This window comes from Bradyrhizobium sp. AZCC 1610 (assembly GCF_036924515.1).
In the GTDB taxonomy this organism is placed as follows: domain Bacteria; phylum Pseudomonadota; class Alphaproteobacteria; order Rhizobiales; family Xanthobacteraceae; genus Bradyrhizobium.
Genome location: NZ_JAZHRR010000001.1, coordinates 1,726,863 through 1,739,806 on the forward strand (window position 1 = coordinate 1,726,863; position 12,944 = coordinate 1,739,806).

General features: G+C 62.7%; 12 protein-coding genes and 4 pseudogenes. 8 read left to right on the top strand and 8 right to left on the bottom strand.

The window, feature by feature from the left end:
• Positions 1–38: 38 nt before the first annotated feature.
• Positions 39–396, bottom strand: a pseudogene (locus V1279_RS08345) (SOS response-associated peptidase family protein); the annotation flags it as partial.
• On the opposite strand from V1279_RS08345, the gene V1279_RS08350 reads away from it, so the two are divergent.
• Positions 389–769, top strand: coding sequence for a hypothetical protein (locus V1279_RS08350; protein ID WP_334434272.1), 381 nt, complete (start codon positions 389–391; stop codon positions 767–769). The pseudogene V1279_RS08345 and the gene V1279_RS08350 sit on opposite strands and share 8 nt — an antisense overlap.
• A gap of 296 nt (positions 770–1,065) precedes the next feature.
• On the opposite strand, the gene V1279_RS08355 is transcribed toward V1279_RS08350, so the two are convergent.
• The 5 genes and pseudogenes from V1279_RS08355 to V1279_RS08370 all read right to left on the bottom strand — a co-directional run bounded on the left by V1279_RS08355 (position 1,066) and on the right by V1279_RS08370 (position 5,122).
• On the bottom strand, positions 1,066–1,260 hold the full coding sequence (locus tag V1279_RS08355) for a hypothetical protein (RefSeq protein ID WP_334434274.1): 195 nt from the start codon (positions 1,258–1,260) through the stop codon (positions 1,066–1,068).
• A gap of 443 nt (positions 1,261–1,703) precedes the next feature.
• Positions 1,704–1,820: pseudogene (locus V1279_RS37775) on the bottom strand (PEPxxWA-CTERM sorting domain-containing protein); the annotation flags it as partial.
• A 143-nt stretch (positions 1,821–1,963) separates the two neighbouring features.
• Positions 1,964–2,875: an NAD(P)-dependent oxidoreductase gene (locus V1279_RS08360; RefSeq protein WP_334434276.1), complete on the bottom strand. Its 912-nt coding sequence runs from the start codon at positions 2,873–2,875 to the stop codon at positions 1,964–1,966.
• A 37-nt stretch (positions 2,876–2,912) separates the two neighbouring features.
• Positions 2,913–4,163 carry a Zn-dependent hydrolase gene (locus V1279_RS08365; protein ID WP_334434278.1) on the bottom strand — a complete coding sequence of 417 codons (1,251 nt, stop codon included), beginning with the start codon at positions 4,161–4,163 and terminating at the stop codon, positions 2,913–2,915.
• A gap of 41 nt (positions 4,164–4,204) precedes the next feature.
• Positions 4,205–5,122, bottom strand: a complete 918-nt coding sequence (locus V1279_RS08370; RefSeq protein ID WP_334434281.1) for a LysR family transcriptional regulator — start codon at positions 5,120–5,122, stop codon at positions 4,205–4,207.
• A 120-nt stretch (positions 5,123–5,242) separates the two neighbouring features.
• On the opposite strand from V1279_RS08370, the gene V1279_RS08375 reads away from it, so the two are divergent.
• From V1279_RS08375 to V1279_RS08400, 6 genes and pseudogenes are all read left to right on the top strand, one after another.
• Positions 5,243–6,064, top strand: a complete 822-nt coding sequence (locus V1279_RS08375; protein ID WP_334434283.1) for a putative hydro-lyase — start codon at positions 5,243–5,245, stop codon at positions 6,062–6,064.
• 82 nt (positions 6,065–6,146) lie between these two features.
• The gene (locus tag V1279_RS08380) at positions 6,147–7,391 is read left to right on the top strand and encodes an ABC transporter substrate-binding protein (protein ID WP_334434285.1); all 1,245 of its coding nucleotides are present in this window, start codon (positions 6,147–6,149) and stop codon (positions 7,389–7,391) included.
• A gap of 27 nt (positions 7,392–7,418) precedes the next feature.
• Positions 7,419–8,297 (top strand): branched-chain amino acid ABC transporter permease, encoded by an 879-nt coding sequence (locus V1279_RS08385; RefSeq protein ID WP_334434287.1) that lies wholly within the window; start codon positions 7,419–7,421, stop codon positions 8,295–8,297.
• A pseudogene (locus tag V1279_RS08390) lies at positions 8,297–9,278 on the top strand (branched-chain amino acid ABC transporter permease). The gene V1279_RS08385 and the pseudogene V1279_RS08390 overlap by 1 nt, the downstream one beginning before the upstream one ends.
• Positions 9,275–10,009, top strand: coding sequence for an ABC transporter ATP-binding protein (locus V1279_RS08395; protein WP_334434289.1), 735 nt, complete (start codon positions 9,275–9,277; stop codon positions 10,007–10,009). Before V1279_RS08390 ends, V1279_RS08395 begins: the two are co-directional and overlap by 4 nt.
• The gene (locus tag V1279_RS08400) at positions 9,993–10,697 is read left to right on the top strand and encodes an ABC transporter ATP-binding protein (protein ID WP_334434291.1); all 705 of its coding nucleotides are present in this window, start codon (positions 9,993–9,995) and stop codon (positions 10,695–10,697) included. Before V1279_RS08395 ends, V1279_RS08400 begins: the two co-directional genes overlap by 17 nt.
• Positions 10,698–10,821: 124 nt before the next feature.
• Here the strand turns inward: V1279_RS08400 and V1279_RS08405 are convergent.
• Positions 10,822–11,108, bottom strand: a pseudogene (locus tag V1279_RS08405) (GIY-YIG nuclease family protein).
• A gap of 116 nt (positions 11,109–11,224) precedes the next feature.
• Positions 11,225–11,887: a 3-oxo-tetronate 4-phosphate decarboxylase gene (otnC, locus tag V1279_RS08415; RefSeq protein ID WP_334434293.1), complete on the bottom strand. Its 663-nt coding sequence runs from the start codon at positions 11,885–11,887 to the stop codon at positions 11,225–11,227.
• 120 nt (positions 11,888–12,007) lie between these two features.
• On the opposite strand from otnC, the gene ltnD reads away from it, so the two are divergent.
• Positions 12,008–12,922, top strand: coding sequence for an L-threonate dehydrogenase (gene ltnD / locus V1279_RS08420; protein ID WP_334434295.1), 915 nt, complete (start codon positions 12,008–12,010; stop codon positions 12,920–12,922).
• Positions 12,923–12,944 lie beyond the last annotated feature (22 nt).

A 12,944-nucleotide genomic window follows, 5' to 3' on the forward strand; every position in this document is an offset into this window, starting at 1 on the left:
CCCTTGTGGGAGAAGGTGGCGTAGCGCCGGATGAGGGGGAGGGCGAACCACACCACGTCCTTTTTCTTGGTCTCCGGGTTTGGCTCCGGCGTGTACTCGGCAAAGCTGTTGGCCGGAACGAGACACCGGTTTTCCGTTTTCAGCCATCCCCGCCAATGCGGCGAGGACGTGTTGCGGATGTTGGTGACAGGTGGGCCGCCCGTGCGCGGCGGAGGCGGCATGCCCCAGCGCATCATGGTCAGCTCGCGCTCGGTGCCAGCGTTTGCGGACGACCGGCGCGGGGTAGTCTGGAAACACGCCCTGCATGGGCGGCAGGTTGCCGACATACCGATTGATGACGCGGAATAGGCGCTGGATCGCTTTTTGGTTGGTGGTGATCGAATAGAGGTTGCACACGATCGAGCCTCAGGCAAACAGTTCGACGCCCGGCGGCGCGAAGCGGACAATCATGCCGCCTTTCGCAAATAAGAGCCAGATGCTCGCGACAGCGACTGGCAGAACGATGCGCGCGGCACCCCCTTTGCCGTACCTGCCCGAAATGCTACCGGGAGAAGGTGTCGCGATAGCGGAGCAAGCGATGAGTGACAAAACCATCACACACGAAGTTGCGGTTCAGCGATTGAGAAGTGCAGGCGCGGATCAGGTCGCCGACCAGCTCGCCGCGTTCAGGAATGTGGACGGCGGATTGGGTGGCTGGGACGGATATGTTCGCGGGCGCTTCAGCAAGCGGATCGTCGCGATCGTCTGGCCAGAGGAGCGGGCATCGTGAGCGAAATGCGGAAGCAGTTCGAGACGAAGCATCGTGCCTGGCCCGACATCTGGAACGGGTTCTGTGGCAGAGCCCGTTTTATCTTTCATCGCATTTTTTACTTGGGTCCGCAGGTTCCGGGTACATCATCGCCACCGCCATCGCGCGCTGCCCTGAGTTCGGGTGGCGGCGCTTGACCCCACCGCCCGTCGTTAGCCCTTGGCATCGTCGGCAGTGACGGCGTCCCCCGCTGCATGATGCTTCGTCGGCGGTGGCTTCACCGGCTGCTTGCCAAAACGATACGCTCGGCGAGCGGCTCAGGCTGTATATCGAAGAGAACTTCCATGATGCGTGAAGAAGGCATCAATCTTCACAGGTTCGCCGGTATCTTTCCAGAACAGCTTTTGACCGAGGCTGGCCGCCACCGCGAGGCGGTGGTGGCCGCCGATTAGCGTATGGTCATCCGCTGCTTTGGCGATAATCTCGCCTGCGTCGTCCACGATGTTTCTCATGTGACGCCTCCAATCCAACGCGCCGATCAGCGCCGCCGCGATGGTGCGTAATCTATCTAACCTCGCACCGGCTCCGGGCGTTCCAACCCCATGAAGATCACGGTTTCCGTATTCGACATGCGCCACCTCGCGCACCGCCTTTCTGTACCGAGCGGCATAAAATTAAGCCGAGATTGCGCGATTGAAAATATCTTCAAAGGGCGCGGTCGCGCGGTCCCCGCACAAGGTCACGCCCTCACAGGACCCGAGCAACGATGAGGGGCATCCCTGCCGTCACCATGGCCCGCGCACCGCATCACCGCGACAGTCGATGCGACCGTGCCAGCATGGGACCTTCGACAGCGCTCGCACGGCTTCGGGTCGGACCTCCAAGCTGAGGACGCCACGCAAAAAGAAAAGCCGCCCGAAGGCGGCTCTCTGTCACATGCCGTGAGCTAGTTTGATCAGGCCGCAGCGAGCGCGAGGCCCTGATCTTTGCGCGAACGACGATAGGCCATGAACCCAACGCCCGCGAAACCGAGGACCATCATCGCCCAAGTGGAGGGCTCGGGGACGGCGCCGCTAATTGTCGGAAGATCATTTGCATAAAAAGACCTGTCGACGAGCCGCAACTGGAATTGGCCTGCCGTCTGATGATTGCCCTTTGCGTCAATCGGTTAGATAGAGCCCCATACTCCCACAAGGGGAGAAGGAAGTAGGGACATCACCCCTTCGCAACCCGCCGGCAATGCTCCCAGGCCGCGCGCATCAAATTCTCGCTCGCTTCGGGCGTGCGGAACGCCGAGTGCGCCGACAGCGTCACGTTTTCCAGTTTCGTCAGCGGATGATCTGCCGGCAGCGGCTCGATGTTGAAGACGTCGAGGCCGGCGTGGCGGATCTGGCCCGACTTCAACGCATCGATCATCGCTTCTTCGTCAACGATGGCGCCGCGCGCGGTGTTGACCAGGATGACGCCGGGCTTCATTGCCTCGATGCAGGCGCGCGAGATCAGGCCGCGCGTCTCGTCGTTGAGCAGGAGATGGATCGAGACGACATCGCTCTCGGTCAGCAATTCGTCGAGATCGACGAATTCGACCTTCGGATGTTTCTTCTGCGAACGGTTCCAGGCGATGACGCGCATGCCGGAGCCGATCGCGATGCGCGCGACTTCCGCTGCGATGCCGCCGAAGCCGATCAGGCCCAGCGTCTTGCCGGTCAGCTGCATGCCGTCGTCGCGCAGCCAGTTGCCGGCGCGGATCCCGCGGTCCATCTTGGCGAGGCCGCGCGCGCCCTCCCACATCAACGCGATGGCGCATTCGGCAACGGCGGTATCGCCATAACCCTTGATCAGGTGCACGGAAATCCCGAGCTCGGCGAGCTCTTCCGGGTTCATGTAGCTGCGCGCGCCGGTGCCGAGAAACACGACGTGCTTGAGCCCGGTGCATTTCTTCGCGACGTCGGTCGGCAGCGCCGTGTGATCGACGATCGCGATCTCGGCGCCATCGAGTATCGCGGGATACTGATCCGAGGTGATGTCGGGGTTCCGGTGGATCAGCACCTTGGGATCGCCTGGCTTCGCCAGCCGCTCGAAGATCACGGCCAGCGATTCATTGGCGTCGACGAAAACTCCACGCATGGCATTTCCCCAAGTTCTGTTTATCAAGTTCTATTTATCAGGATGCGACGCCGGCCAGCGCCAGCACGGTATGCATCAGCACATTGGCGCCCGCCGCGCAATCGGCCTGAGTCGCGTCTTCCAGTTCGTTGTGGCTGATGCCGTCCTTGCAGGGCACGAACACCATCGCCGCCGGCATGACGGTGTTGAGGTTGCAGGCATCGTGGCCGGCGCCGGAGGTGATGCGGCGATGCGAAAGCCCAAGCATCTTCGCGGCGTTCTCTACCGCCTCCACCAGCCTGGGATCGAAATGTGTCGGCGGCTTGCGCCAGATCAGATCGAACTGGACCTCGACCTTGCGCCGCGCCGCGATCTCGGCAATCGAGCTGCGCAAATCCTTGTCCAGCGCATCCATGATGGCGGCATCCGCGCTGCGGCAGTCGACCGTGAAGGCGATCTCGCCGGGTATGACGTTGCGCGAGGGGTTGGCGATTACGGCCTCGCCGACGGTGCCGACGGCCTTCGGCCCGTGCTTCCTGGCAATGGCCTCCATCGCCAGCACGATTTCCGACAGCGTCGCCAGCGCGTCGCGCCGCAAAGGCATCGGCGTCGAGCCGGCATGGCTCTCGAAGCCGGTGATCTTGCCGTCATACCAGAGCACGCCCTGGCCGGAATCGACCACGCCGATGGTCTTGTTTTCGGCTTCGAGAATTGGCCCCTGTTCGATGTGCAGTTCGACGAACCCTGAGAATTTCTGCGTCCCCACCGGGGTCTCGCCGCGGTAACCGATGCTGTCGAGCGCTTGTGCGACTGTCATGCCCTCGGCATCTTTGCGCGACAAAATGTCGTCGGTGGTGAAATCGCCGACGTAAGCTGCCGACGCCATCATCGCCGGCGCAAAGCGCGAGCCTTCCTCGTTGGTCCAGTTGCAGATGCAGATCGGCGTCTCGGTTTCGATCCCGGCATCGTTCAGCGTACGCACCACCTCCAGCGCCGCCAGCGTGCCGAGCACGCCGTCATATTTGCCGCCGGTCGGTTGCGTATCGAGGTGGGAGCCGAAGCCTACCGGCGGCTTCGACATGTCGCGGCCCTTGCGCAGCCCGAACATCGAACCCAACGCATCGACATGTACTTCCAGTCCCGCGGCTTCGCAGGCGTTCCGGAACCAGTCGCGTACCTGTTTGTCTTCAGGTCCCAGCGTCAGCCGCCGTACGCCGCCTTTTGGCGTGGCGCCGAATTTGGCGGTTTCGTGAATGGTGCCCCAGAGCCGGGCGGAATCGATTTGCAGGTTGGAGGCGATTTTTGTCATTGGCCGTTCCGAAGTTCAGACGATACGCGAGGCGCGCTTTTTCAATGACGCGCCTCGCGCGGCGCGTCAACAATGACGCCGCCCTGCGCGAGATTGGCGGCCAGTTCGGCCACGCGCTCCACCGCAACCGTATCGGGGGAGGCAAGCCAGCTCGCCGAAAACGTCAATAGCGGCAGTTGTACGTTGGTCGACAGCAGTTGCAGCCGTCCATCGGCCATTTCGCTCTCGACGATTGCGGTTGGGATCACGGCAATACCGAGCCCTTCGATCGCCATGTGGATGACGGTCGCGATCGAAGCGCTGGCGTGCAGGCGGATCGGCGGCAGATCGGGGCGGTTGAACAGGGAGCGCACCATCTCATAGGGCTGCGTCCGGCGCGAGAAAGTGATGATCGGAAATTTCGCCAGATCGTGCACCGTGAGTTGACGGTTGCCCAGCCCAAGCATGGGGCTGGCCAGGAATCCTACGGGATAGTCGCACAGCACGCGGTTGCTGATGCTCGGCGCGGTCAGCGGCCCGAGCACGAATGCGAGCTCGATTTCCTGCGCCAGCAGCCGGTTGCGCAAGTTCGAGGTGATGTCGACCTCGATCTCGAGCGAGAGGTTGGGATAGGCGTGATTGACGCTCTTGATCAGCTGCGTCAGCCAGGTGTGCACGATGGTCTCGGCGACGCCGAGCCGAAGCACGCCGCGCATCGCCGAGCGGTCGCCGACCACCGCCAGCATTTCCGAGCGCAGTCCGATCAGCTTTTCGGCGTAGACCATCAATTGCCGTCCGCTCGGCGTCGGCAGCACCATGCGGCGGTCACGCTGCAGGAGTTTCACGCCTACCTCGCGTTCGAGCTGGGCGATTCGTTGCGAGATCGCGGGCTGGGTGGTGTTGAGCTTCTGCGCCGCGCCGCGGAAGCTGCCGAGCGTCACCACCCACATGAACGTCTCAATTGCCTTGAAATCAGTCATGCACCCTCTGGCCGCAGATTGATAACTTTGATTTATCGAACTTGATTAAAAAAGACGATTAGACATTATCATAGCCATATGCGGGAGTAGATGTCGACAAGATTGGAAGCGGGGACAACGATGACCAGCTTGGCGAGGACCGAACGACCCGGTCACGATACGGCGAATTTATCGCCGAGCGTCGCGGCCCGGCACGCCTGCCGCAGCGGCATGACCGCCACCACGGCCGGCGTCGCCAACGGTTTTGTCCAGGGCAACCTTGTGATCCTGCCCGAGAAGCTCGCGGCCTCGTTCCACCGGTTCTGCCAGCTCAATCCCAAACCGTGCCCGATCATCGGCATGTCCGACGTCGGCGATCCCGGGATCCCTGCGCTTGGTATCGATCTCGACATCCGCACTGACCTGCCGCGCTATCGCGTCTGGCGCGACGGCGAAGTGGCGGAGGAGCCGACCGACATCATGGCGCATTGGCGCGACGACCTCGTCGCCTTCGTCATCGGCTGTTCTTATTCCTTCGAGGAAGCATTGCTGGCGGACGGCCTGCCGATCCGTCATATCGAACGCAAGCTGCGTGTGCCGATGTACCGCACCAATATCGCCTGCGGTTCCGCAGGGCCGTTCGCGGGGCCGATGGTGGTGTCGATGCGGCCGTTCAAGCCGGCGGACGCGATCCGCGCGGTGCAGATCACCTCGCGCTTTCCCTCCGTGCACGGCGCGCCGGTTCATCTCGGCCATCCGCATTCGATCGGCATCGCCGACATCAACAAGCCCGATTACGGTGATGCGGTGCCGGTTGGGGCCGACGAAATCCCGGTGTTCTGGGCGTGCGGTGTCACGCCGCAATCGGTCATCCAGGCGGCGAAGCTGCCATTTGCGATCACGCATGCACCCGGACTGATGCTTGTGACCGATCTCATGAACAAACAGCTTGCCGTGCTTTGATGCAATCAATGCCACGCATTGAGGCTTTACCGTAACCATCAACCGTTTCATCGATAGTTGCCGACCAACAGAGGATATCGCCATGAACATCACGCGCCGAAATGTGTTGCTTGGAGCCACTGCCGCCGCAGCGCTCGGCCCGATCGCCGCCCGCGCCCAGACTTCCGAAGTGGTAATCGGCGTGATCTATCCGTTCTCCGGCGCCAGCGCCCAGATGGGCGTCGATGCGCAGAAGTCGTTCGAGACTGCACTCGATATCATCAACAAAAATCACGATTTCGATCTGCCGCTGGCAAAAGGCGAGGGTCTGCCCGGCCTCGGCGGCGCCAAGATCCGCCTCGTGTTCGCCGACCACCAGGCCGATCCGCAGAAGGGCCGCGCCGAGACCGAACGCCTGATCACGCAGGAAAAGGTTTGCGCGGTCATCGGCACCTATCAGAGCGCGGTCGCCGTCACCGTCAGCCAGATCTGCGAGCGCTACCAGATCCCGTTCATCTCGGCCGACAATTCCTCGCCGAGCCTGCATAAGCGCGGTCTCAAGTTCTATTTCCGCGCAGCGCCCCATGACGAGATGTTCTCGGCTGCCATGTTCAACTTCTTCGACGCGATGAAGAAGAAAGGCGCCAAGATCGACACGCTGTCGCTGTTCCATGAGGACACCATCTTCGGCACCGACTCCGCCAACACCCAGCTCAAGCTGGCAGCCGATCGCGGCTACAAGATCGCCACCGACATCAAGTATCGCTCCAACTCGCCGTCCTTGTCGGCGGAAGTGCAGCAGCTCAAGTCGGCGAATGCCGACGTGCTGATGCCCTCGAGCTACACCACCGATGGTATCCTGCTGGTCAAGACCATGGCCGAGCTCGGCTACAAGCCGAACGCGATCGTCGCCCAAAACGCCGGCTTCTCAGAAAAGGCGCTCTATGATGCGGTCGGCGACAAGCTCGAAGGCGTGATCTCGCGCGGCAGCTTCTCGCTCGATCTCGCGGCCAAGCGGCCGATGGTCGGCAAGATCAACGCCATGTTCAAGGAGAAGTCGGGCAAGGACTTCAACGACCTGACGTCGCGGCAGTTCATGGGCCTCCTGGTGATGGCGGAAGCCATCAACCGCGCCAAGTCGACCGACGGCGAGAAGATCCGCGAGGCGCTGGTCGCGACCGACATTCCGGGCGAGCAGACCATCATGCCCTGGAAGCGCGTCAAGTTCGACGAACTGGGCCAGAACAACGACGCGGACCCGGTGCTGCTGCAATATATCGGCGGCAAGTTCGTCACCATCTTCCCGCCGCAAGCCGCCATCGCCGAAGCCGTCTGGCCGATGAAATAAGCATCGAACGCGAGGGGGGCGGGGAACATGACGGCCGAGACCATTATCCAAAGTCTGGCAAGCGGCCTGTTGATGGGGCTGCTCTACGGGCTGATTGCCGTAGGCCTCGCGCTGATCTTCGGCCTGATGGACGTCGTGAACTTCGCTCACGGCGAGTTCCTGATGATCGCGATGTACGCGACGTTCTTCCTGTTCGCGTTCTTTGCGATCGACCCGTTGCTGTCGGCGCCGCTGGTCGCGGCGGCGCTGTTCGTGTTTGGCGCCGTGGTCTATCTATTGATCGTGCGCTTTGCCGTACGCGCCAAGGCCAATGCCGGCATGGTGCAGATCTTCTCCACGTTTGGACTCGCTATCGTCATGCGCGGCCTGGCGCAGTACTTCTTCACGCCGGACTATCGCAGCGTCACCCAGTCATGGCTCGGCGGCAAGACCGTTTCGGTGGCCGGCATCTTCCTGCCCGTGCCGCAACTGGTGGGCGCCCTGATCGCGATTGCCGCATTCGGCGCGCTCTACCTCTTCATCAACCGCACTGACTTCGGCCGCGCGCTCGAGGCGACCCGCGAGGACGCCGGCGCCGTGGCGCTGGTCGGCATCGACAAGAACTGGGTGTTCGCGCTGGGCTGGGGCCTTGGCGCGGCTCTGGTGGGGCTATCAGGCGCGGTCATGGCGATGTTCTTCTACATTTATCCGGACGTTGGCGCTTCATTCGCGCTGATCGCCTATGTGACGGTGGCGCTCGGCGGCTTCGGCAGCGTGTTCGGCGCCTTCGCCGGCGGCATCATCGTCGGCCTCGTCGAGGCTACCACCGCATTGCTGCTGCCGCCTTCGCTCAAGGCGGTCGGCATTTACGCGGTCTATCTCCTTGTCGTCTTCGTCCGGCCGCGCGGCCTGTTCGGATCGATGTGATGGATACGAATTTCGCCAGAAGCCGCCGCCGCGACCTCATCGTCGCATTCTGTCTTGCCGCGATCGCAGCCGTGGTGCCGCTGTTCGTCAAGGACGTCTACGTCCAGAACATCATGGTGCTGACGCTGATGTGGGGCGCGCTGTCGCAGAGTTGGAACATTCTCTCCGGCTATTGCGGACAGATTTCACTCGGTCACGCGCTCTATTTCGGAATCGGCGCCTATACCACAGCGCTGCTGTTCACCAAGTTCGGCGTGTTGCCATGGTTCGGCATGATCGGCGGCGGCGTGATCTCCGCCGTCATCGCGATGGCGCTTGGCTATCCCTGCTTCCGCCTGCGCGGGCATTACTTCGTCATCGCCACCATCGTCATCGCCGAGATCGGGCTCTTGCTGTTCCACAACTGGGATTGGGCGGGCGCGGCAATGGGCATCGATATTCCCGTGCGCGGCGATAGCTGGCTGAAGTTCCAGTTCACGCGTAGCAAACTGCCGTACTTCTACTTCGCGCTGGCGCTGGCCTGCGTCGCCTGGTTCGTCACCTGGTGGCTGGAGGATTCCAAATGGGGCTATTGGTGGCGCGCGGTAAAGGACAATCCGGACGCCGCTGAAAGCCTCGGTGTCGTCGTGTTCAATTCCAAGATGGGCGCTGCGGCGGTTTCGGCGTTCCTGGTCGCGGTCGGCGGCAGCTTCTATGGGCAGTTTGTTTCCTACATCGATCCTGAAAGCGTGATGGGTTTCCAGTTCTCGCTGCTGATGGCGTTGCCCGCGGTGCTGGGTGGCATCGGAACATTGTGGGGGCCGATGCTGGGCGCGGTGATCCTGATCCCGGCTGACCGAGTTGACACGCTCCTTCATCGGCGGCTCGGGCCGCGGCGTCGACCTGATCGTCTATGGCGGGCTGATCATCCTGATCTCGCTGGCGCGACCGCAGGGCCTGGTCGGATTGTTCGCGCCCAAGCGCAAGGAGGCGGCCCGATGACGACGCCACTTCTGGAAACCCGCGGCGTCTGGCAGCGCTTCGGCGGCCTGATTGCGAACAGCGATGTCTCGATCTCGGTCGGACGCGGCGAAATCGTCGGATTGATCGGCCCGAACGGCGCCGGCAAATCGACGCTGTTCAACCTGATCGCGGGCGTGCTGCCACCCACGCAAGGCTCGATCATCTTCGACGGTGAGGACGTCACCGCGTTGCCGGCGGCGGAGCGCTGTCAGCGCGGCATCGGTCGTACCTTCCAGGTCGTGAAGAGTTTTGAGACCATGACCGTCATCGACAACGTCATCGTCGGCGCGCTGGTCCGCACCACCGTGATGCGCGACGCCCGCCGCAAGGCGCACCAGGTGCTGGAATTCTGCGGGCTTGGCCCGCGCGCCAATGTGCTCGCGGCCGATCTGATACCGTCGGAAAAGCGAAGGCTCGAGGTCGCCCGCGCGCTGGCAACCGAGCCAAAACTCTTGCTGCTCGACGAAGTCTTGACCGGGCTGACGCCGATCGAGGCCAAGACCGGCGTCGAACTGGTGCGCAAGGTGCGCGACACCGGTGTCACCGTGCTGATGGTCGAACATGTCATGGAAATCGTGATGCCGCTGGTCGACCGCGCCATCGTGCTCGACCTCGGCAAGGTGCTGGTCGAGGGCAAGCCGTCCGACGTGGTCCGCGATCCGAAAGTCATTACCGCCTATCTGGGAGACCGTCATGCTGTCGGTGCATGAAGTCACCACCGCCTATCAGGGCCTGGTCGCGATATCGGCGGTCTCAATCGAAGTGGCAAAGGGCGAGATCGTCTGCGTCGCCGGCGCCAACGGAGCCGGCAAGTCGACGCTCCTGAAATCGATTGCGGGTGCGGAACGCCCGCGTTCCGGCACGGTGTCGTTTGACGGCACGCGGATCGACGGCATGGCGCAGCACGTCATCACCTCGCGCGGCATTGCCTATGTGCCGGAAAACCGAAGGCTGTTTCCGCGGCTCTCAGTGCGCGACAATCTCAGGCTCGGCAGCTATCTCTATCGCGGCGAAGCCAACCGTGAAGAACCGCTCGATCTCGTATTCAAGCTGTTCCCGCGCCTGCAGGAGCGGCTGGAGCAGCGCGCCGAAACGCTGTCAGGCGGCGAGCAGCAGATGCTCGCAATCGGTCGCGCGCTGATGACGCGGCCGCGGCTGTTGATGCTGGACGAACCGTCGCAGGGCATCATGCCAAAACTGGTCGATGAAATCTTCCAGGCGGTGAAACGCATCCGCGACGCCGGGATGACCGTGCTGATCGTCGAACAGCGGATGTCGGAGTGTTTGGAGATTGCCGATCGCGCCTACATCCTGCAAACCGGCCGCGTGCTGATGCAGGGCAGTGCCGCGGACATTCGGGTCAATCCGGATGTGCGGAAGGCGTATCTGGGGCTGTAGTTGCGGTAGATCGGAGACAGTAAGCTCCATCCGCGTCATTGCGAGCGAAGCGAAGCAATCCAGAAATTTCACGGCAGCGACGGTCCGGATGGTTTTGTAGCTTATGCTCCGCGAAATGACGAACTCAAATGAGATCGCCGTAAAGATCCTTCCAGCCGGGGTTATGACTCTCAATCAACGCTAGCTTCTTCGCGCGGCTGCCTGCCTTGATTTGTTTTTCACGCGTAATGGCCTCGATCATGCTGCCGTGAAGCTCGTACCAAACCAGAAGCTTGCACGCGTGCTTCTTTGAAAACCCCGCAACCAGCCCTTCGCGATGTTCAAAGCCCGTTTCGGCAGGTTGCTTGTCACGCCGGTATAGAGTGTTCCGTTGCGGCGGCTCGCCATGATGTAGACGCAGGGCTGTTTCATCCGATTTCTCCGCCGTCATTGTGGGGAGCGCTAGCGCTGAAGCAATCAGCCTTCCGCAGCCCCTGGATTGCTTCGCTTCGCTCGCAATGACGTGGAGAGAGTTCGGCATACAATTGCTACGAATGCTCGTCATGCTCCGGCAGCACCAACCCAAACACCTTGGTCAAATCCTCCACCTGCGCCGGCGACAAATACCGCGGGTTCAACCCGCGCAGCAGCAGATAGAGCTTCGCCGTCTCTTCCAGCTCCTCGATCGCGAACACCGCGGCTTCCAGCGTATCGCCTGAAACCACCGGCCCATGGTTGGCAAGCAGCACAGACGAATATTTCCCGGCGAGCCCCTTGATGGCATCCGCTACCGCCGGATCGCCGGGGCGATAATAGGGCACGAGCGCCGTCTGCCCACATTTCATCAGATAGTAAGGCGTCATCGGCGGCAGCGCGGCGCGGGGGTCGATTTCCGGCAGCATCGACAGCGCCACCGAGTGAGTCGAATGCAGATGCACCACGGCACGCGCCGCGTCGCGGGTCTGGTAGAGCGCGGTGTGCAGCGGGACTTCCTTGGTCGGAGCGTCGCCGGAAGCCAGCCGTCCACCCGCGTCGAGCCGCGACATCCGCGCCGGGTCGAGCGAGCCGAGCGAGGCGTTGGTTGGCGTCACCAGCCAGCCGCCGTCGTCGAGTTTCACGCTGATGTTGCCCGAGGAGCCCGGCGTCAGCCCGCGCTCGAACAGCGAGCGGCCGAGGCGGCAGATTTCCTCGCGGATCCTGGTTTCGCTCATGAACTGACCCCGTTTTGAAGCCTTGTCTCACGCTTTGGCAGCGCGGCCAAGCCGTGATACCCAGAGGCAAAGCCGCCGACCAGATAGCGGCTAGAATGAAACCATGTGAGGGACCGCCGCATGCCAGAATCCGCCAAACCGCGCGTTGCCGTCATCGGGCTGGGCTCGATGGGCTATGGCATGGCGACCTCGCTGCGCCGCGCCGGGCTCGAAGTGACCGGCTGCGACGTCTCGGCTGATACCGTGGCGCGGTTCGTGGCCGATGGCGGCAAGGGCGCCGGGACGCCGGCGGAGGCCGCCAAGGCGGCCGACATTGTCGTCAGCGTGGTCGTCAACGCAGCCCAAACCGAGACCATCCTGTTCGGCGCCAATGGCGTCGCTGAAACGTTGGGGAAGGGCGCGGTGTTCATCTCCTCCGCCACCATGGACCCGGATATTGCACGGCGGCTCGCCAGGCAGTTGGAAGAAACCGGCCGGCACTACCTCGACGCGCCGATCTCCGGCGGCGCGCAGCGCGCGGCGCAGGGCGAACTCACCATTTTGGCGTCCGGCAGCCCGGCCGCCTTTGCCAAGGCGCGCCCGGCGCTCGATGCGATGGCCGCAAAACTTTACGAGCTCGGCGATGACGCCGGCCAGGGCGCCGCGTTCAAGATGATCAATCAGTTGCTGGCCGGCGTGCACATCGCCGCCGCTTCGGAAGCGATCGCGTTCGCCGCCAAGCAGGGCCTCGACATAAGGAAGGTCTACGAGGTGATCACGGCCTCCGCCGGCAATTCCTGGATGTTCGAGAACCGCATGCCGCATGTGCTCGACGGCGATTATGCGCCGCGCAGCGCGGTGGAGATATTTGTGAAAGACCTCGGCATCATCCAGGACATGGCGCGCTCGCAAAAGTTCCCGGTGCCGGTTGCGGCTGCCGCGCTGCAGATGTTTTTGATGACGGCCGCATCGGGCATGGGCCGCGACGACGACGCCTCGGTCGCGCGGATGTATGCCAAGGTCACCGGCACGCATCTGCCGGGTGAGCCGAAATAGCAGCAAGATCAAGAAGAGGACC